Below are 19949 nucleotides of genomic sequence, written 5' to 3'. Positions count from 1 at the left end.
TGTTAATCAAAACGCAACGATTTTTTAGAGGCTTTAAAAATAAAAATTAAGCTAATAGAAAGAATAGCGATTACTGCTGATGTATAGTAACCGAGACTTGCATGCATTGTAAATAACCAGGTGAAAAATAGTGGACCTAGTATGCGTCCCAGATTATCCATGGAATAAGATAGTCCAGCTGCTGTACCATATTGCCCGCCAGATTCTTTAGAGGATAGTGAAACAACACATGTTCTCGCAAGTGCGTTTCCGGCTGTAAAGACACATAATGCTAGCCCTGCGATAAATAGGTTAGCGGTTAACGTGAATAAAAGCATACCCACAGCCGTTACAATTTGTGCCCCGATTAGCCAAGTTGTCTCACTGCCGTTTTTAATTCGGCGAACGACACCACCTTGTATCGCAGCATCAACAAAGCCACTAAACATAAATAAATAACCAATTTGTAATGGTGTAATTTGAATTTTTTCGATTTGGAATAGTTGGAATGTAGCTTCTACACCTGCTAACATAAATGTTACTAAAAATGAAAACATAAATAAGTAACGCACACGGTATTGTAGCATTTTCCCAGCACCTTTTGGCACAATAGCACGTTTATTTGAATCTTTTCGTTTTTCAGGTTCTTTTAAGACGAAACTTGCATAAATAAATAATAGTCCAATTAATATAGCTGATGCGATAAACGGTAATTGCAAGCTATAATGACCTAGCATTCCACCAATTGCTGGGCCAAAAATAAATCCTAGACCGATGGACATACCCATAAAGCCCATATATTTATTACGTGTCTCCTCGCTAGACATATCTGCAATAAATCCTGTTACAGCCGTATATAAAGCTCCTGAAAATAATCCTCCTACAACGCGGGAAACATATAAAATAGCTAAGTTATCAATAAATAATGAAAAAATAACAAAGCTTAGGCTAAAACCAATTAGTCCCGTTAAGATTAGCTGTTTACGACCTACCTTATCTGATAGCATGCCCCAAAATGGTGCAGTGAAAAAGCTAGCTAATGAATAGACGGTCAGTAAGCCACCAACATGGAGATTATCCCAATTTTGCTGCACAATAACCTCAGGTAAGACTGGAATAATAATACCGAACCCTAGGTAAACGAGGAATTGAACAGACATTAATAATAAAATTGCCTTTTTCATATAGTTCCCTGCTTTCATACATTATTTCAATATGTATATTCTAACCCCGTTGTTCTTGCTATTACAAGAAAACGGAAGGAGAAACATGGATAGACGGCTTTTCTTTTGCTGTGAAATAAAGTAAATGAATAAAATATGGGGGTTTAGGTTAGTTTATAAATGTTTGGTGGTGAACAGGGCAGGGTATAAAAAAATACAATGTCACAAAAAAGAAAAATTTCAAAGCAAAGTTAAATGGTATGATAAACTTGTCAGACATCATACTCGTAGAAAAATGAAACTTTTTTGCCAATTAAACGTTATATAAAATCGAGGAAAGATTGAGGTGGAATGTATGAGGAAAGAAGTAGATTTGAAAAAGATTGTTTCGAATTTATCTAAGTTGGGTGTAACAGCCACTGTAACAAAGTCTCGACTAGAACTTTTAAAAGTGCTAACACCACCAACGCAGACACCGCAAGTTCAAGCTTAACTCGTTTACAATAGAAAAAGGGAAGTCTCTGTACTAGAGGCTTCCCTTTTTCTATTTTTATTCATCTTCATCATGTGTAGTAAACATGTATGTCCGATAGTGGAACCTCATACTAAAGACAAGTCCGATAGCTAGAGCATTCCCCATTAATGAACTACCACCATAGCTAATGAATGGAAGTGGAATACCGGTAATCGGTAATAATTGAATCGTCATTCCTATATTCTCGAACACATGGAATGTAATCATAGCGATAATACCAGCACAAACATATGTTGAAAATGGGTCTTTCAATAAAAGAGTAGTTTTTGTTAAATGATAAATTAGTAGGAAGAAAATACAAATAACAATGCTTGCCCCAATAAAGCCCCATTCCTCACCGATTACAGTGAAAATGAAATCGGTATGGTTCTCTGCAACATATACTTCTCGGTTTCGAAAGCCCTTACCGAAAATTTCACCTGATCCAATTGCATTGAGCGATGTAATTAAATGGTAACCATCACTGGAAGAATAGGAGTAGGGATCGAGCCAAGAATAGATTCGAGCGAACTGATACGTTTTAAAACCGAATGTTTTCTCTAAGAAATCTTGCATATAGAGAGCCATCCATAATAGTGAACCACCTGCTACTACGCCACCTAAAAATGTAGGTAATATTATTTTCCATGAAATACCTGCTACAATAATAAGGGCAGCGGTAATGGCAAAGAATACAAGTGCTGAACCAAGGTCTGGTTGTTTCAAAATAATCGCTAATGGAACGATAAGAGTTAAACCGATTTTTCCTAATAATAAGAAGTCTGTTTTTAATGATTTTAATGAATAGACTTCATGATGCTTACTAATTAATCGTGCCAGTGCTAAGATGTAGAATGTTTTCATAAACTCTGAAGGTTGAATGTTTCCAAGCGGTGTATGGTACCAGCTTTTTGCGCCATTGACCGGTGCACCAATTTGACCTTCTCCTTCAGGCATAAATATAAGCAGTACCAATAAGGCAATCCCTGCTCCATACATATACCATGACATTTTTTTATATTGATCTGGCTCAAAAAACATCACTATGCCAATAATTACTGCACCAATTACATACCATTGCATTTGTTTTGGAACGTAGTTAATGCCATATTGACCGGATGTTTGGGCAGATGCAATAGCTAACAAACTAATGACTAGAAAAGTGAAAAGAATAAAAGCAAGGGTCCAGTCAAAACGATTTGCGAAATTTCGTTTATTTTCCATAAAATCCACCTAAATAAAAATAGTATCTCAATATGAGTAAATATAATGCGTTTCTTCCATTTTCGTTTATAATGTTGAAAGAATAGTGCGAATTCAAAATCAGAAAGAAGAATGTCTACTGATAAGATTGCAATTTGCTTTGAACGTTGTCAATGGAACTTTTAAGCAAATATTTTAACTCAATGAGTAATCGAAAACCTGTATGCAAATGCATGTGTAACATTCCTATTATAACGCAAAAAGCACTTTTATGCCTGCGTATATAGTTGTGACGACAATTAACATAAAATGTTTCAAAAAAATCGAGTTTAGTCTTATAATGTAGTGGAGAATGGGGTGATGGTTGTGGCTAAAAAATTAAAGTCAGCTGATGATTTTATGTATCATATTTATGTTCATATGAATGATGTCGATAAATTTGTCATTTTTAGCGGGTTAAAATTCTCGCAATTTGCGGCTTCGCTTGAACCACTGCATCACTTACTTTTATTAAAACATTCCTATGAAGACGGTTCTTTTAATATGCATACACAATTTGAATATGTATTGGATGAAGAGGTACCCCATTTTGTAAAAAAATCGGCTGAGTCCAAGGAATTATGTTGGGTCGATTTTATGGATGAGAAGAGGCTAGACCATCTAACACCGATGGAACAAGGGGAATTGCTTTACATAAGTCATAAAAAAGAACCGATTACATCTGCATTTTTTAACAAATTGCAAAATAGATTCGTCTATTACTCTTCAGATTTAGAAAAAATGACAAAAATTTATTTCCGACATTTAAGTGATTCGGATTTATTGGTGGCAAATGTTTTTAATAGTTTAATTCGCGAAAAGGAACGTAGCTCTGGATTTTGGCGTAGAAAAGTAAAATCAAGTATCCCTACCATTTCACCTGAATTCTTACGTTCTTATCGATCCTTTGCTAAAGACGGTGCATTATTATCGTTGTACCGTATTGAAAAACCAAAAGTGGCATATGGGATAGAAGTCCGCAACCTGTCAGAATATTCTTTTCCTGATGAAGTATGGGACGATTTAAATACCATTTTGAAAACTGAGCACGATGAATTGATTTATATTATTTAACGAAATATACACTTAAATCTCACCGTCGAAAATTACGGTGGGATTTTTATGTCATTTGTCAAGACGTTTCGTGATAAACTAATAGTACTCAAGAAGTATGTGGAGGGCACAAAAATGAAAAAAAGAATCGGTTTATTATACGGCGGAAAGTCAGCGGAGCATGAGGTATCCTTATCAACAGCTCGTGCAGTCACTGGTGCTTTGAATTTCGAGGAGTATGAAGTATATCCGATTTTCATAACATCTGAAGGAGAATGGCGACGTGGAGATCGTTTAGAAAAGCCTGTAAGTACTATCGAAGAACTACAATTTGGTGATAATACTACAATTTTAGAAAATAATATTACTGATTTTTTAATCGATGAACATGGCAAATCAGTACAGTTCGATGTTATTTTCCCATTGCTACATGGAACAAATGGTGAGGATGGAACCGTGCAAGGTTTACTAGAAGTTTTAAATCTTCCCTATGTAGGAAATGGGGTTTTAGCATCTTCTGCTGGAATGGATAAAGTGGTTATGAAGCAATTATTCGAGATTGCTGGTTTACCACAAGTGCCCTATACGTACTTTATTCGCAGTGAATGGAAGAATGAACAACAGGCTATCATTGAACGCTGTGAAGAAAGATTAACTTGGCCAATGTTTGTGAAACCTGCAAATTTAGGATCTAGCGTTGGAATTAGCAAAGCAACAAGCCGTGATGAATTAAAAAAAGCAATCGAGGTTGCCTTACAATACGATCGTAAAATTGTTGTCGAGCAAGGTATTATCGCTCGAGAAATTGAACTTGCCGTCTTAGGAAATGATTATCCGGAAGTTTCAGTACCAGGTGAAATTAAACCTGTTACAGAATTTTATGATTATGATTCTAAGTACACGGACGGCTCCACAGCACTGATTATTCCAGCTGAGCTACCAAAGGAAACAGAATCAAGCTTAAAAGATCTGGCAAAACGGGCTTTTAAAGCGATTGATGGTAGCGGTTTAGTTCGTGCCGACTTCTTTGTAACAGCTGATCATAGCGTTTACATTAATGAAGTCAATACATTGCCTGGTTTCACGCCAGTAAGTATGTATCCACTATTGTGGCAACATACAAATGTAAGCTATCCAGAGCTGATCAATCGTTTGATTACGTTAGCCATTGAACGTTTTGAAGAAAAACAACAGCTTCACTATAAAAAAGACTGAGTGGGATTATTGTGAAAAAAACATTAAAACAATTAGCTGCATGGTTAAATGAGGATATGTCGGCTTACGATGATACGGTTGTATCAGGAATTTCCATTGATACAAGAACAATTCAACAGGGGGATTTATTTGTACCATTTCGTGGTGAGCAAACAAATGGACACCGGTTCGTTGCTCAGGCGGTTGAAAAAGGTGCAGGTGCTTCTCTCTGGCAAAAGGATGAACCTAATCCGCCGGAAGGTATACCTTTATTGTTTGTGGATGATCCGGAAGTAGCTTTACAGGAAATGGCACGAGCTTATCGTAATGAACATAAAGCCAAATTTATTGGTATTACTGGCTCTAACGGTAAAACATCAACAAAAGATATTTTAGCGGGTACACTTGCACCGTTCTTTAAAGTTCAAAAGACAATTGGGAATTTTAACAATCAACTAGGTTTACCGATTACTATTTTACAGCTTGATGAAGATACAGAGGTAGCTGTCCTTGAAATGGGAATGAGTGGATTCGGCGAAATTGAATTTTTAACAAAGCTAGCTCAGCCACATATGACAGTTATTACAAATATCGGTGAGGCCCATATGCAGGACTTAGGGTCCCGTGCAGGTATCGCACAGGCAAAGTTTGAGATTATTCAAGGAATGCAGCCGGATGGCCTATTATTCTATGATGGAGATGAACCATTGCTACAGGAATTAGTGGCTAAGGAAATGCATTTAAATGCCGTAGCGTTTGGATTAGAGCCAAATAACCTTTTATATGCTGATCATATTCATGCCAATGCTAATGGTAGTAGCTTTACTACCCACGGTATGATAGAGGGTGACTTCTTTATTTCTGTACTTGGAAAGCATCAAGTGAAAAATACATTGGTTGCCATGTTAATTTCTCATCAACTAGGTTTAAAAAATGAGCAAATTCGTACATCCTTAGAGCATGTAGTATTAACAGATATGAGGATGCAACAAGTACAAGGTACAAATGGTGCATTATTTATTAATGATGCTTATAATGCTGCACCTACCTCTGTAAAAGCGGCTATTCAATTTATCGCTACTTCAACTATTCGACCTGAAAAATGGCTTGTATTAGGGGATATGCTAGAGCTTGGGCCGGATGAACAGCGTTTCCATGAAGGGCTAGCGGAGGAAATAGATGAGCAAGAAATCGATTACGTTTGTCTATTTGGGCCTCGAATGACTCATCTTTATGAAGTATTAAAAGAGCGCTTTGGAGCAGAGCGATTGTTATATGCCGAAGATGATTATACGGCTATTATTGAAAAACTAAAACTTGCTAATGAATCATCTATTGTTTTGCTGAAGGGTTCCCGTGGTATGAAATTAGAGACAATTTTACAAGCTTTTACGTCATAATTTTCATTGAATCGGTGGGATAAATTGCTCACCGATTCATTTTTTTAGAGGTTTCTTTGTTAAACGAGGTGAGGGATTTGTCAATAGGTGTACTATGCATTCATGGCTTTTCAGGTGGTCCCTATGAGATGGAGCCGTTTACAACATACTTACGGACGCATACGGATTGGCTCATAGTAGAACCAACATTATCGGGTCATGGTGAAGCCTTGCATATGGATGGATTTACTGCAAAGCACTGGTTAATGGACGCAGAGCTAGCCATACGGTCATTAGCTAAAAAAGTAGATGAGCTCATCGTTGTTGGATTTTCAATGGGGGGCATTATAGCTTTATATTTGGCGAAACGTTATAAGGTAAAAAAGCTAGTATTATTGAGTGCTGCTGCAAAATATATTAGTCCTAAGCAACTGGTCATTGATTTCAAATTACTTGCGACAGATGCATATCATCATAATTTAACGAATAATGAGCTATTTTTACGTTATCGACATAAGTTTAATAATGTGCCATTAGCTTCAACAATTGAATTTATGAAATTGGTTCGAATCGTGGAACCGTATTATCGGCATATCGAAATTCCTGTCTTTATAGTGCAAGGGAAACAGGATGGAATAGTGCCGTTTAACACAGCACAATTTCTTTATGATGAATTGGCTTCCACTAATAAAATTTTGTATTTTTCTGATAATGGAAGGCATCATATATGTCTTGAGGAAGATTGCTCCGATTGGTTTCCGCGGGTTTTGCTGTTTTTAAAGGATACTTGAAGTAGTCAGATTATTACGACTCATGCGTTATCGTTGCATACGTATTAAAGCCATGTTAGACTAGTGTAAGCAATGGATACATTTTGTGCGAAGACTCTTCATATTTGGTTGAAGAGTACTTTTTTTTGAACACAACGGTTTTATTCTAAAGTGAATAATTACGACAGAATCGAACCGCTCGGTAAAGACCGGGCTTTCCTTTTCATATAAGAGAGCTCTACATGAATGATCATGTAGAGAGAATTTTTAAGTAACGGAAACGTTCCACTACACAGGCTCGAATTTGCCGACAACTTCATCTGAAAATGTAACCATTTGTCAACTTAAAAGGAAAAAAAGGAGATTGAGAAGTTTGACAAATTTTTCAGAATTAAATATTAGCGAATCTACATTACGCTCTGTAAAGCGTATGGGATTTGAAGAAGCAACACCAATCCAAGAAGGTACTATTCGTTTTGCTATTGAAGGCCGTGATGTATTAGGTCAAGCGCAAACAGGTACTGGTAAAACTGCCGCTTTCGGGATTCCACTAATTGAAAAAATCGATCCAAAAAACCCTAATATCCAAGCATTGGTTATTGCTCCAACTCGTGAATTAGCTATTCAAGTATCTGAAGAGCTTTACAAGATTGGCTATGATAAACGTGTGAAATTATTATCAGTTTACGGGGGACAAGAAATTGGCCGTCAAATCCGTGCACTGAAAAATAAACCTCAAATCATTGTTGGTACGCCAGGACGTATTATTGACCATATTAATCGTCGTACGTTAAAATTAGAAGATGTGCAAACATTAGTATTGGATGAAGCAGATGAAATGTTAAATATGGGCTTTATCGATGATATTAATTCCATCCTAGAAAACGTTCCTGCTGAGCGTCAAACATTACTGTTCTCAGCAACAATGCCGCCAGCAATCCGTAAAATTGCGGAAACATTTATGCGTGATCCAGAAATCGTAAAAATTAAAGCAAAAGAATTAACTGTTGATAATATTGATCAATATTTCGTAAAATCTGCTGAACGTGAAAAATTCGATGTTTTATCTCGTTTATTAAATGTTCACCAACCAGAACTTGCTATTATCTTTGGTCGTACAAAACGTCGTGTAGATGAGCTAGCTCAAGCTTTATCTATTCGTGGTTACCTTGCTGAAGGTATTCACGGTGATTTAAGTCAAGCTAAGCGAATTTCTGTATTGCGTCAATTTAAAGAAAATAAAATTGATATCCTTGTTGCGACGGATGTAGCGGCACGTGGTCTTGATATTTCTGGTGTCACACACGTATACAACTTCGATATTCCACAAGACCCTGAATCTTATGTTCACCGTATTGGTCGTACAGGTCGTGCAGGTAAGTCAGGTCTTGCTGTTACGTTTGTAACGCCACGTGAAATGGGTTACTTGCGTATCGTAGAAGAAACTACGAAGAAACGTATGACTCCACTTCGTCCGCCAACAACAGATGAAGCATTAGTAGGACAACAACGATTAGCTCTTGATACTCTTGAAGGTCTTATTGCTAATAACAACTTAGGTGATTACCGTACACTTGCGTCAGAAATACTTGATAATCATGAGGCAATTGATGTTGTTGCAGCTGCTCTTCGCTCATTAACGAAAGAGCCAGATGATACACCAGTAACAATTTCAGAAGAACGTCCATTACCAATGCGTCGTGAACGCTCTAGCAGTAATCGTGGCGGTGGAGATCGTGGTCGCGGTGGTAATAATCGTAACTACGGTGGACGTCGTGACTCTCGTGGTGGAGATCGCCGTAATAGTAATAGTAATAGTAACAGTAGCAGTCGTCGTGAAGGTGGTCGCCGTGAAGGAGGCCGTCGTGAAGGTGGACAAGGTCGTTCTCGTTCTCCTCGACGTCACGAAGATTAATTTTCGTAAGTGGATATTAAAACCTTGCAGTCATACTGGCTGTAAGGTTTTTTTTCGTATATAGTTGAAACAAAACGGTCATGAATTCCGTATAACCTACTATAGAAAAGAGGGGGAACGACAATGAGAGCTCAACCAGTGCATCAAATTTCCCGTAAAGGGTTAACTGTATGGCGTTTATATGGTGTCATACAAACAGTGGTGCTATTAATTGCAGCAGGAATCGTAAGCTATGGTACTTATTATTTTGAATGGCCAACGTTTATTTATTACATAGCTGGGGCGATTGTAGTATTAAGTGCCATATTATCAGTTTTTATTTTTCCTAAAATTAGATGGGAACGATGGCGATATGAAGTGCGAGAACATGAAATTGAAGTACAACATGGCTTATTTGTAGTAAAACGTACGCTCATACCAATGGTTCGTGTCCAACATGTTGATACGACACAGGGACCGATTTTAAAGAAATATGATTTAGGTAATATCTCCATATCAACGGCAGCAACCGTACATACAATTCCCGCACTTATCATGGACGAAGCAGATTCACTTCGTGCTCGTATCTCTGAGTTAGCAAGGGTGGCGGAAGATGATGTCTAAGGAGATTAATCGTTTACATCCTATATCAGCAGTAATTACGAGCGTCAAAGCATTAAAAAGTATGATATTACCCATTGCGATCATTATCATAACGAATGGCTTTAATTTTTCACTAAATTTCCGTAGTGATCATTTTTTTGATACCATTTTACTCTTCGGTGTATGGGGAATAGCCGCACTCCTTGCATTGATTGGAGGCATTATTAAATGGCGGACATTTGTTTATTGGTATGAGGATGGAGAACTCCGTATCAAATATGGATTGTTTGTTAAAAAGAAGCGTTATATTCCGTTTGAACGTATTCAAAGTTTGAACTATAATGAAGGAATTTTCCATCGTATTTTTGGATTAGTCAAAGTTCAGGTGGAAACAGCAGGGAGTAAAGGTGGCAAGCCTGAAGTAGAACTTACTGCAATTCGTAAAGAAGCGGCAGATGTTATTGAACTAGAAATGCGCCGTGCCAAAAATGAAGGTGTAAACCAACAATATGCAGAACAGACGGAGGTCGCAGACGATTCAATTTCAATTTCCGCACCAACTCTTTACCATATGTCCATGCGTGACTTACTAGTGTTAGCCACAACTTCTGGTGGGATTGGTGTTGTGTTATCTGGTCTTGCTGCTATCGCCTCTCAGTTTTCAGATATTATTCCTTATGAAACTGTTTTCCATGAGTTGGCTGATTTTGTGAAAGTCGGGGCCTTTTTAATAGCGATATCGGTTATGTTAATTTTAATAGTAGCCTGGGTTGTTTCTGTCCTTATTACCTTGATTAATTACTATGAATATACAGTCCGTATCGAAGAAGATAAGCTGATCATAACTAAAGGACTTTTAGAGAAAAAGCGTATAACCTTACCTTTAAACCGAATCCAGGCTATTCGTATTGTTGAAAATCCATTGCGTCAATTAACAGGCTTTGCAACGGTTGTTGTTGAGAGTGCTGGAGGTAATGGTGAAGAGGGGAAGGATAAAAAAATTACCTTATTCCCACTCATTAAGAAACAAGATTGTATGCAGACATTAGAGGGTCTTTTCCCAGATATGAATTGGAATCCTTCCTTTACTCGATCACCTAAAAAAGCAAGACCTTTCTTTTATCGCATAGATTTTATTTGGCTTGTCCCTATTATTGGTGCATGTAGTTATTTCTTCTACCCGTATGGTCTATTGTCATTGCTACTCATTCCATTAACGATACTACTTGGGGTTTGGCAGCATAAAACAGCAGGCTATCAAATTGATGGGAAGCAACTGGCTTTACAATATAGAGTATTCAGTCGAATCACATTGATAGTGGAGAAAAAACGTATACAATCGATGGGAAGTACACAATCGTATTTTCAAAAAAGAAAAAATGTTATGTCTATAAAAGCAACAGTCATGTCCGGAGCATCCGGTACAACGGGTAGTGTTTCGAGTCTGGAACAACGAGATGCTGAAACAATATTATCTTGGTACGAACATTAAATGCAAAGCTAATTCTTTCAATTTTATGGAAGGATTAGCTTTTTTACATACAAATATTTGGTAATGAAGTTTATAATAAAATAAATAGAACAAAAGGGGTGGGGACTATGTTTAAATATGATATTAATGAAGACGCTTATTTAAAATTATTGGATTTAAGTGATGTTCATGATTTATTTGCATTGACTGATCGTTCAAGGGATACATTACGTGAATGGTTACCTTTTGTAGATGGTGTTCAGACAGTTAAAGATACAGAGGCATTTGTAAAAAAGGCTATGCAACAATACGCTGATAACGATGGGATACAGGCAGGAATTTACTATGATGGACAGCTCGCGGGTGTCATTGGGTATCATCAAATCAACTGGCAACACAAGTGGACAAGTATTGGCTATTGGTTAGGGAATGAGTTTGTAGGCAAGGGGCTTGTAACAAATTCAATGAAAGCATTAATTGATTATGCCTTTCATTATTTGAAGCTACACCGTATTGAAGTGCGAGTAGCGGTTGGAAATATTCGTAGCCGTACGATTCCAAAAGTGTTGGGCTTTCATGAAGAAGGGCGATTAAGGGATGCGGAGTGGCTGTATGATCATCATGTAGACCAAGTGGTTTATGGTATAACGGCAGCTGAGTGGAAAAAAATTAAGATGACCAATGAAGCGACGGTCGCCCTGTAAAAAGCGATTCATATAAAGAGGAGCAGTGCCATGAGATCTAACTTATAACCCATGGTGCTGCTCCTCTCTTAAATTATGGTCTACCCGCCATTTTTTGTTTGCGCCAGCTTAAAATTCTTTTTGGATGTAAATAAATAAGCCCTAGAATGAATCCGGTTACTAGCCCACCTAAATGTGCAAAAACGTTTACATTCGGTTGAAGAAAAGTCATAATGACACTGATAATGATGATTGGTAAAATAAGCTTACGAAGCATTGGCATTGTTCTACGAGTATAATACACTAATGCCCCAAAAGCACCAAAAATTCCAAAAATAGCTCCACTTGCACCAAGACTCGCATAACTACTATCATAGAATATGTAGGTTGCCATGTTGCCAACAATACCCGATACTAAATAAATTGTAATAAAACGGGCTTTACCTGCAATTTTTTCAAGCTCTGGTCCAAAGAGATATAAGGAAAACATATTAAAAAACACATGCATAAACCCTGCATGTAAAAACATAGCAGAGAATACACGCCACCACTCACCTTTTTGAACGAGGAAATTCGCTTGAATTCCGTAATTCCACAAAAGAGTTCCTACACCGGGTAAAAGAGACAATACATAAAGAATTAAATTGATTGCTATTAACGTTGACACAACAGGGTAATACTTTGTATATTGCTTAAAATTTTCTGTTCTACTAAACATGGCTCCACCTCAATTTACAATTATTATACATGCCTTGTTGGAAATAGGTAAAGGAGAAGGTCACATGATTAAGGGAATTGGTCTAGATATTGTAGAAATAGACCGTATTGAAAAAGCGATGAAGCGTACAGATAAATTTAAAGACCGCATTTTATCAACAAGGGAAAAAAAATTATTTGATGGTTACTCAGAAACTCGTAAAATAGAATTTTTAGCAGGACGCTTTGCTGCGAAGGAAGCATTTTCGAAAGCGATGGGTACTGGCATTGGCGAACAATGTAAACTTCATGATATGGAGATATTACGAGGAGAGGCTGGAAAACCCGTTTTATATTTTAAGGGGGAGCTTGCCAATGGTTTTGTTAGTATTACGCATTCCAAGCAATATGCAGCTGCTCAAGTAATCTTATTAGAATAGGAATGAAGTTGTCTAAAAAGGTTAGCCAGTAAATTTAAATATATTGCCTTTTCTACAAATGACATAACTGACAAATACGGTTCATATATTGTCGTAGTGGATTTGAAAGAAGAAAGGGTGAAAGCGTGGGCAACCGAATAGTTAAATGGCTCGTCTTATTTTGTACGATATTACTTCTGTCGGCATGTGGTACAGCCTCACAGGAAAAAGTGTTGAAGAAAGTGAATGGTAAATGGGGAGAGACAAATGGCTATGAATTAAATGCTACGATGGAGATCAAATCTGGTGGGGAGCCTAGAAATTATAATGTAACAGTATGGCATACTAAACCTGATTTCTATCGAGTAGAAGTTATGGAAAGTGGAAAAGATGTTTCTCAAATGATTGTGCGTAATGCGGATGGCGTATTTGTTGTAACACCAACATTAAACAAAATGTATAAATTCCAAAGTGATTGGCCTAAGAAGAATAGTCAAGCATATCTAATAGGAGCTCTTGCAGAAGATTTAGCAGAAGATAAAAATCTTGTCATGAAAGAGGAAGAGAAAGCATATATATTTGAAGCGGCTACTAGAAATAGCTATAAAAATAGTATGCCTCATCAGGTGATTACAGTAGATAAGAAAACTTTACTACCAACTTCTGTTGTCATTATGAATGATGTGAAAGAAGAACAAATTCGAATTACATTTAAGAAAATTAAACTAGGTGTGCAGCATGCTGCCAAAGAGTATGCAGTTGAGCAATTTACAGATAAAGATAAAACTAAAGGTGAACAAGCTACACCAGCAGAGAAAGATGGTAAAGAAGACAAAGAAGACAAAGAAGCAGTTGGTGCAGAAGTAGAATATCAAGAGTTCCAAACTAGCTATCCAGTATTAAATTGGGCACAATTGGCGAATGAAAAAGTCGTTCAAGAAAGTGGTATGGAACGCGTTATCTTAACATTTGAAGGAGAAAAAGCCTTTACAGTTATGCAACAGCCAGTGACAAAGGAAAACTCTATGTTACCAGTATCTTCGCCTGGTGATCCAGTTGATTTAGGATTTACAATAGGTGCGATTACAGATACTTCAGTTAGTTGGGAAAAAGATGGTGTTGAATTCTTTGTAGCTTCCAGTAAACTAACGCGTGAAGAAATGATTGAAGTTGCTACATCTATGACGATAGGTAGTATGAAGTAACTTTTCTAGCTACAGCTTTCTAGTTCATGAAAGCTGTAGCTTATTGACAATATAAAAATTTGTGGTTTAGAAAATGTTAAGTGATTGTCTATAAAGTAAACGTTTCAGGACTAATAAACGTATAATTGTACAAGCTAAATAAAAAATATGTATGTAATACATAATGTTTTAATTAAAAATAAAGAGGGTATTCTTATGAAGACACAGCAATATTTTCGACCAACGAAAGCAATGATAAATCTACAAGCAATCCAACAAAACGTCAAAAATTTAAAAAAATTTATACGACCTAATGTTCAAATAATTGCTGTAGTAAAGGCGAATGCATATGGTCATGGAGATGTAGCCGTAGCACAGGCAGCTCTTGAGGCTGGTGCCACAATACTTGCAGTGGCAACGCCTGATGAAGCATTACATATTCGAGCACATTTTGAAGATCCAGACATACTAATATTAGGTGCATCTCCAGTGTCCTTTGCTCCTTTCGCAGCTCAACAGCGTATTATGCTCACTGTGTATGGAAGTGAGTGGGTACAGCAAGCAGCACCACTTATAGCCAATGAAGCGCTTCCTTTACTGCTACATATGAAAGTAGATAGTGGTATGGGTAGAATCGGCATTCGCTCTGAGCAGGATTTGTTAGCATTGTATCAAACAATTGAGTCTACTGATAATGTAGAGTTGAACGGAATATTTACGCACTTTGCAACAGCGGATGAGAAAGATACAACTTATTTTGATCAGCAAGTACAATTTTTTGAAAGCTGTTTAGCAGTATTGCCGATAAAGCCGCCACTTGTTCATGCATCTAATACAGCAGCTTCATTAGTAAAGGATTCTAACTTGCAGTATGATGCTGTGAGATATGGGATTTCAATGTATGGTTTATCACCGTCCTCCTATGTAGAGAGTATCCTACCCTTTGCCTTACAACCTGCATTTTCACTCGAAAGTGAACTTGTTCATGTGAAGGAAATAAAAAAAGGTGAATCTGTAGGCTATGGAGCTTCATATGTTGCGCCAACAGATATGTGGATTGGAACTCTTCCAATAGGTTACGCAGATGGTGTTATTCGTAAGTTAGGTGGACAAGAGGTTTTAATTGATGGACAGAGAATGCCGATTGTTGGACGAATTTGTATGGACCAATGTATGGTTGCCCTACCAAAAGCATATGCTATAGGTGAGAAGGTAACACTTATTGGCCAACAAGGACAGAATAGGATTTCCATCGATGAATGGGCAACTAAGCTTGAAACCATTAACTATGAAATACCATGCATGATCACAGCAAGAGTTCCTAGAATATACTTTTAATAAACACATTTATGCCAATATATTTTAGCTTTCAATTTATGCCAGTATGAAGAATTTGGTCAATTAATAAGCACTGGAGATCTTATTTCTTTTCCGAATGATAGATAAATCATAATTGGTAATAAGTTGCAATAATAATTATTCGTCATATACCTTCGACAGCCAACATATTTTTACAATTTGTACTTCAAATTGTCAGATATTTTGTCATTTCATGTCTTTTCAACAATATCTTTCAATGATAGAATGGGAAGTAATGAAAAGTGTATGGTTCCGTTGGAGGTGCTTGCTGTGTACGATAAAAAGTTAAGAGAAGCTACAATTGCTGTTCAAGACAGACTATTTCTACAAACAAAGGAAGTAATTGAAGGTGAATCTTTTGTGCGTTCTTTAGCGCGCAAAAATTTAATGCAGGAGCAACCAAATCAAATACGGGAAGCTATGATTAAAGGATATGTTGAAATGTCTCATATTAATTTAATGATCGCGAGTGAATGCTTGCATGCAGAATATGAAGCACAACATATGGTGGAGCGTCTCGTAAGCGGGGGATGACACTTTGAATGTAAAACGTGGTGACGTTTTTTTTGCAGATTTATCACCGGTAGTAGGCTCTGAACAAGGGGGCACTAGGCCGGTGCTGATTATTCAAAATGATATTGGCAATCGATTTAGTCCGACTGTCATCATCGCGGCTATCACTGCACAGATTCAAAAGGCAAAGTTACCGACACACGTTGAAATCAATGCTGAAAAGTATGGTTTTGAACGTGATTCGGTTATTTTGCTAGAACAAGTGCGGACAATTGATAAGTCAAGATTGACAGATCGTATTACACAACTTGATCATGCTGTGATGGAAAAAGTTGATGGTGCGTTGATGATCAGTTTAGGTCTAGTTAAATTTTGATATACATATGTGTATAGAAAGCATCGAGATAATTGATATCTCGATGCTTTTTTGTCTTTTCTATTCCTTCAGTTATTTCGTATACTTTGAAATTCTTATGTCATTAGTACATAGGAAGAATGTTGAAATGTTTGATGGTAGCAAAAAATCTCTTCGTTATTATGCTATGACGTATTTGATAAATAATAAAAAAAGATTTAAGATATACACAAGATTTTTAATAAAAATAGATTATTGAAAAAATTCTTAAAGGTATATGAAAATATACATAGAATATTCCATTTATAAATACTATATAGTTTGTGTGTAATATGTCGAATAAAAGTAAAAGGGTATTACTCCGTAAGGAAATGGAGGGGCAGCAGTGACAAGTAAGTCTTCGGTTGAAATTATTACAGAGTGGGATATTATTACAGCAAGACAACTGGGGCGTAATGAGGCAAAGGCACTTGGATTTGGCACTGTTGATCAAGCTCGTATAACCACAGCTATTAGTGAATTAGCAAGAAATATTTATTTATATGCCAGTATAGGTATAATTGAAATTGAAAGAATTGAGACAGAAACTGAAAAGAAAATAGTAGTTGTTGCAACTGATCAAGGACCTGGAATTAAGGATATTCGCAAAGTAACAGAGGATGGTTATTCTACATCGGGGGGTCTAGGTGCTGGCCTTCCAGGGGTTAAGCGATTGATGGACAGCTTACACATCCAATCTGTCATTGGAGAGGGTACAACAATAAGGACCGAAAAATGGCTGCGTTAGGACGTGAAGAAATTGAAACAATTAGAAGCTCAGTATAAAAAAATATTGTCAGATTATATGTTGAATCAAACAGAAAAAAATCTATATATTGCTCAAAATTTCACACGTCAATTAATTCAAAAAAGTATAGCCCCTGAGGATGTTGTTAGTATTCATAAAAATGCTGTAGAAGCAATATTTCCTAATCGAATGGGTGAATCGCAGCCAGCATATGATTTTCTTATTGAAGTTATGGTGCATTATGGTATGGCACATCGAGAGCATCAAAGCTTACTACAAAAACAGGCTGAGTATGAATTGGAAATGAAGATTGCAACTAACATTCAAAAGACCTTATTAAAATCATATGTGCCTGAGCTACAAAGTATTGATATAGGAATGGTTTCGTTTCCTATTCGTAAAATGAATGGTGATTATGTTCATTTTTTTCATGATGGAGAAGAATATTTAAGTGTGGCAGTAACAGATGTTGTAGGAAAGGGTGTACCTGCTGCTTTATGTATGTCTATGGTGAAATACGGACTTGAGACATTGAGTTATGCCTATAAAGATCCTTCGTATGTTTTAGAAGTCATTAATAGGGTAATAGAAAAAGGTGTTGATGATAGTATGTTTGTTTCTATGTTCTATGGCTGCTTAGATATTCGCCAAAACATATTTTCCTATGCTTCTGCAGGACATGAGCCGGCTTTACATTATAGAGCCAAGCAAGATGAATTTATTCCTTTAGAAGCTAAAGGCTTATTACTAGGTGTGTTGTCTGAAACCAAATATACATTTCATGAAATTATTTTAGAGGAAGATGATTTGATCATCATGATGACCGATGGAGTAACAGAATTTAGAGGGCAGGATGACTTAAATTCAAGAGAAATTATTTCAGCACTCATAAAAGAAAACAAGTACTTATCAGCTCAACAATTGTGCTTGCTTCTATATAGAGAGATAGAGAAAATACAGGATTTTAAACTGACAGATGATTTTACTGTAGTTATTTTAAAAAATAGGTTTACGTTTTAATGAAACAGGGAACAGAAAATAGTCTAATAAATATGGTGGAGGTGTGCTATATGGACGTTACAATACATTTTAAAGAAATTGATCATAAATTATTTGGCTTTGTAGAAGGTGAAATTGATACGTTTACGGCATCAGGATTACGTGAAGAATTGGAAGCTGTAAAGATTACAGAAGGATTGGAAATTGAACTCGATTTATCAAAGGTAAATTACATGGATAGTACAGGACTCGGGATTTTTGTTGCCTTTTATAAAAGAACATTACGTGAAAATGGCAAAGTGAAGCTCGTTGGTTTATCGACTAGATTACAAAGATTGTTTGAAATTACAGGACTGAGTGATTTGATGGATATCGAAACTGATAAAAAGGTGGAATTAAGATAATGAAGGAATTTGACTATATTGAAATTAGAGTTCCTGCTAAACCGCAATTTGTCAGTGTTATTCGGTTAACTGTCTCTGGCTTAGCAAGCAGGATTGGCTTTAATTATGATGATATCGAAGACTTGAAAATTGCTGCAAGTGAGGCTGTCACTAATGTCGTGCATCACGCTTATAAAGAAGATGAAGAAGGCGAAATCGTCATCGGATGTGCGTTATACGACAATAAAATGGAATTGATGATTGCTGACTACGGTAATAGTTTTAATTTCGAGGAGATTAAAACTAAGATTGGACCGTACCATCCTGAGGAAAATATTGCAGGGCTAAGAGAAGGTGGGTTAGGGCTTTATTTAATGGAAACTTTGATGGATGAGGTGATGATCAATAACGATGGTGGCGTAACTGTCTTTATGACAAAGTATGTCACTAGGGAGCAGGTGGAAAAAAATGTCGAAAGAATCACTACATAAATCTTCATCCAAAGAAGATGTATTAAAGTGGATTGAATTGTACCAATCAACGGAGGATGATGAAGCGCAAACGAATTTAGTGATTCATTATCGATATCTAGTTGAGTCAATAGCACGTAAGTATTCGAATGGTAAATCTTATTATGATGATATTGTTCAAGTAGGGATGCTGGGTTTATTAGGTGCAATTAGACGTTTTGATCCAAATGTTGGCCGTAGTTTTGAAGCATTTGCTGTACCAACAATTGTTGGAGAAATCAAGCGCTTTTTACGTGATAAAACATGGGATGTTCATGTGCCTAGACGCATAAAAGAAATTGGGCCGAGAATCAAATCTACGGTGGAGGCGCTGACTATTGAATTGCAGCGTTCTCCATCCATTCAAGAAATTGCCGAGCGTTTAGATGTAGCGGAGGAAGAAGTATTAGAGGCTATGGAAATGAGCCGTAGTTATCAAGCTCTTTCTATGGATCATTCAATAGAGTCAGATTCAGATGGTAGCACCGTAACACTATTCGATATTTTGGGTAGGGAAGACGATGGCTATGAAATGACTGATAAACGAATGATTGTTTCCGAGGCAATGGTTGTTTTGAATGAAAGAGAAAAACAAATCATTCAGCTTACATATTTAGAGCAACTAAGTCAAAAAGAAGCTGGAGAACAATTAGGGATTTCTCAAATGCATGTATCTAGAATACAAAGAAAAGCAATCAAGAAATTACAAGAGGCTATTCTAGCAAGTGGCGGTGTGTCGCTCTAATCCATCAATGGGTGTGCTGTGAATCATACTAAACACCTTTTAAATGTTTGAAAAT

General features: G+C 36.7%; 22 protein-coding genes. 19 read left to right on the top strand and 3 right to left on the bottom strand.

All coding sequences use genetic code 11. The features are described from left to right. Positions 1–2: 2 nt before the first annotated feature. Positions 3–1163 carry an MFS transporter gene (locus tag MKX57_RS21755; RefSeq protein ID WP_043990249.1) on the bottom strand — a complete coding sequence of 387 codons (1161 nt, stop codon included), beginning with the start codon at positions 1161–1163 and terminating at the stop codon, positions 3–5. 334 nt (positions 1164–1497) lie between these two features. On the opposite strand from MKX57_RS21755, the gene MKX57_RS21750 reads away from it, so the two are divergent. Further along, positions 1498–1635, top strand: coding sequence for an Lmo0850 family protein (locus tag MKX57_RS21750; RefSeq protein ID WP_164908744.1), 138 nt, complete (start codon positions 1498–1500; stop codon positions 1633–1635). A 57-nt stretch (positions 1636–1692) separates the two neighbouring features. Here the strand turns inward: MKX57_RS21750 and MKX57_RS21745 are convergent, their stop codons facing one another. Further along, a complete protein-coding gene (locus MKX57_RS21745) occupies positions 1693–2880 on the bottom strand; it encodes an FtsW/RodA/SpoVE family cell cycle protein (protein WP_008177081.1) in 1188 nt (395 codons plus the stop codon). Between the two features lie 339 nt (positions 2881–3219). Between MKX57_RS21745 and MKX57_RS21740 the strand changes: the two genes are divergently transcribed. The 8 genes from MKX57_RS21740 (at position 3220) to MKX57_RS21705 (ending at position 11966) form a co-directional block, all read left to right on the top strand. Next, positions 3220–3972, top strand: coding sequence for a hypothetical protein (locus tag MKX57_RS21740; protein WP_008177079.1), 753 nt, complete (start codon positions 3220–3222; stop codon positions 3970–3972). A 114-nt stretch (positions 3973–4086) separates the two neighbouring features. Further along, positions 4087–5166, top strand: a complete 1080-nt coding sequence (locus MKX57_RS21735; RefSeq protein ID WP_342550599.1) for a D-alanine--D-alanine ligase — start codon at positions 4087–4089, stop codon at positions 5164–5166. Between the two features lie 11 nt (positions 5167–5177). Continuing rightward, positions 5178–6545, top strand: coding sequence for a UDP-N-acetylmuramoyl-tripeptide--D-alanyl-D-alanine ligase (gene murF, locus MKX57_RS21730; RefSeq protein ID WP_342550598.1), 1368 nt, complete (start codon positions 5178–5180; stop codon positions 6543–6545). A gap of 77 nt (positions 6546–6622) precedes the next feature. Beyond that, positions 6623–7315 (top strand): alpha/beta fold hydrolase, encoded by a 693-nt coding sequence (locus MKX57_RS21725; RefSeq protein ID WP_008177072.1) that lies wholly within the window; start codon positions 6623–6625, stop codon positions 7313–7315. Positions 7316–7667: 352 nt separating this feature from the next. Continuing rightward, on the top strand, positions 7668–9209 hold the full coding sequence (locus MKX57_RS21720; protein ID WP_008177070.1) for a DEAD/DEAH box helicase: 1542 nt from the start codon (positions 7668–7670) through the stop codon (positions 9207–9209). 123 nt (positions 9210–9332) lie between these two features. Then, entirely contained in the window at positions 9333–9812 is a 480-nt protein-coding gene (locus MKX57_RS21715; protein ID WP_008177068.1) for a PH domain-containing protein, read from the top strand. After that, positions 9805–11283, top strand: coding sequence for a PH domain-containing protein (locus MKX57_RS21710; protein ID WP_043990246.1), 1479 nt, complete (start codon positions 9805–9807; stop codon positions 11281–11283). The genes MKX57_RS21715 and MKX57_RS21710 overlap by 8 nt, the downstream gene beginning before the upstream one ends. Positions 11284–11390: 107 nt before the next feature. After that, positions 11391–11966 carry a GNAT family protein gene (locus MKX57_RS21705; protein WP_089985910.1) on the top strand — a complete coding sequence of 192 codons (576 nt, stop codon included), beginning with the start codon at positions 11391–11393 and terminating at the stop codon, positions 11964–11966. Positions 11967–12039: 73 nt separating this feature from the next. Here MKX57_RS21705 and MKX57_RS21700 read toward each other — a convergent pair whose 3' ends face one another. Continuing rightward, positions 12040–12663: a rhomboid family intramembrane serine protease gene (locus MKX57_RS21700; RefSeq protein WP_036121030.1), complete on the bottom strand. Its 624-nt coding sequence runs from the start codon at positions 12661–12663 to the stop codon at positions 12040–12042. Between the two features lie 64 nt (positions 12664–12727). On the opposite strand from MKX57_RS21700, the gene acpS reads away from it, so the two are divergent. The 10 genes from acpS (at position 12728) to sigB (ending at position 19894) form a co-directional block, all read left to right on the top strand. Continuing rightward, positions 12728–13081, top strand: coding sequence for a holo-ACP synthase (acpS, locus tag MKX57_RS21695; protein ID WP_089985770.1), 354 nt, complete (start codon positions 12728–12730; stop codon positions 13079–13081). 125 nt (positions 13082–13206) lie between these two features. Beyond that, positions 13207–14265 (top strand): outer membrane lipoprotein carrier protein LolA, encoded by a 1059-nt coding sequence (locus MKX57_RS21690; protein WP_043990243.1) that lies wholly within the window; start codon positions 13207–13209, stop codon positions 14263–14265. 195 nt (positions 14266–14460) lie between these two features. Then, positions 14461–15582 carry an alanine racemase gene (alr, locus tag MKX57_RS21685; protein ID WP_342550597.1) on the top strand — a complete coding sequence of 374 codons (1122 nt, stop codon included), beginning with the start codon at positions 14461–14463 and terminating at the stop codon, positions 15580–15582. 291 nt (positions 15583–15873) lie between these two features. Beyond that, positions 15874–16137, top strand: coding sequence for a hypothetical protein (locus MKX57_RS21680; RefSeq protein WP_036162355.1), 264 nt, complete (start codon positions 15874–15876; stop codon positions 16135–16137). Positions 16138–16141: 4 nt separating this feature from the next. Next, positions 16142–16492, top strand: coding sequence for a type II toxin-antitoxin system PemK/MazF family toxin (locus tag MKX57_RS21675; RefSeq protein WP_008177055.1), 351 nt, complete (start codon positions 16142–16144; stop codon positions 16490–16492). 364 nt (positions 16493–16856) lie between these two features. Next, complete coding sequence (locus tag MKX57_RS21670; protein WP_008177053.1) at positions 16857–17258, top strand: anti-sigma regulatory factor; 402 nt, start codon at positions 16857–16859, stop codon at positions 17256–17258. Between the two features lie 12 nt (positions 17259–17270). After that, positions 17271–18278, top strand: a complete 1008-nt coding sequence (locus MKX57_RS21665; RefSeq protein WP_171365853.1) for a PP2C family protein-serine/threonine phosphatase — start codon at positions 17271–17273, stop codon at positions 18276–18278. Positions 18279–18328: 50 nt separating this feature from the next. Further along, positions 18329–18661, top strand: coding sequence for an STAS domain-containing protein (locus tag MKX57_RS21660; RefSeq protein WP_025114281.1), 333 nt, complete (start codon positions 18329–18331; stop codon positions 18659–18661). Continuing rightward, positions 18661–19131 carry an anti-sigma B factor RsbW gene (gene rsbW, locus MKX57_RS21655; protein ID WP_008177047.1) on the top strand — a complete coding sequence of 157 codons (471 nt, stop codon included), beginning with the start codon at positions 18661–18663 and terminating at the stop codon, positions 19129–19131. The genes MKX57_RS21660 and rsbW overlap by 1 nt, the downstream gene beginning before the upstream one ends. Then, a complete protein-coding gene (gene sigB, locus MKX57_RS21650; RefSeq protein ID WP_089985767.1) occupies positions 19109–19894 on the top strand; it encodes an RNA polymerase sigma factor SigB in 786 nt (261 codons plus the stop codon). The genes rsbW and sigB overlap by 23 nt, the downstream gene beginning before the upstream one ends. Positions 19895–19949 lie beyond the last annotated feature (55 nt).

The sequence above is a fragment of the Lysinibacillus sp. FSL M8-0216 genome (assembly GCF_038595555.1).
Lineage (GTDB): Bacteria > Bacillota > Bacilli > Bacillales_A > Planococcaceae > Lysinibacillus > Lysinibacillus fusiformis.
Note: the sequence above shows the minus strand (reverse complement) of the source record. Positions and strands in the feature narration are given on the sequence as shown.

Excerpts from the sequence above, each read along its gene's own strand:
- MKX57_RS21755 (WP_043990249.1), bottom strand. The coding sequence starts at position 1,163 with ATGAAAAAGGCAATTTTATTATTAATGTCTGTTCAATTCCTCGTTTAC.
- MKX57_RS21750 (WP_164908744.1), top strand. The coding sequence starts at position 1,498 with ATGAGGAAAGAAGTAGATTTGAAAAAGATTGTTTCGAATTTATCTAAG.
- MKX57_RS21745 (WP_008177081.1), bottom strand. The coding sequence starts at position 2,880 with ATGGAAAATAAACGAAATTTCGCAAATCGTTTTGACTGGACCCTTGCT.
- MKX57_RS21740 (WP_008177079.1), top strand. The coding sequence starts at position 3,220 with ATGGTTGTGGCTAAAAAATTAAAGTCAGCTGATGATTTTATGTATCAT.
- MKX57_RS21735 (WP_342550599.1), top strand. The coding sequence starts at position 4,087 with ATGAAAAAAAGAATCGGTTTATTATACGGCGGAAAGTCAGCGGAGCAT.
- MKX57_RS21715 (WP_008177068.1), top strand. The coding sequence starts at position 9,333 with ATGAGAGCTCAACCAGTGCATCAAATTTCCCGTAAAGGGTTAACTGTA.
- MKX57_RS21710 (WP_043990246.1), top strand. The coding sequence starts at position 9,805 with ATGTCTAAGGAGATTAATCGTTTACATCCTATATCAGCAGTAATTACG.
- MKX57_RS21705 (WP_089985910.1), top strand. The coding sequence starts at position 11,391 with ATGTTTAAATATGATATTAATGAAGACGCTTATTTAAAATTATTGGAT.
- MKX57_RS21700 (WP_036121030.1), bottom strand. The coding sequence starts at position 12,663 with ATGTTTAGTAGAACAGAAAATTTTAAGCAATATACAAAGTATTACCCT.
- acpS (WP_089985770.1), top strand. The coding sequence starts at position 12,728 with ATGATTAAGGGAATTGGTCTAGATATTGTAGAAATAGACCGTATTGAA.
- alr (WP_342550597.1), top strand. The coding sequence starts at position 14,461 with ATGAAGACACAGCAATATTTTCGACCAACGAAAGCAATGATAAATCTA.
- MKX57_RS21660 (WP_025114281.1), top strand. The coding sequence starts at position 18,329 with ATGGACGTTACAATACATTTTAAAGAAATTGATCATAAATTATTTGGC.
- rsbW (WP_008177047.1), top strand. The coding sequence starts at position 18,661 with ATGAAGGAATTTGACTATATTGAAATTAGAGTTCCTGCTAAACCGCAA.
- sigB (WP_089985767.1), top strand. The coding sequence starts at position 19,109 with ATGTCGAAAGAATCACTACATAAATCTTCATCCAAAGAAGATGTATTA.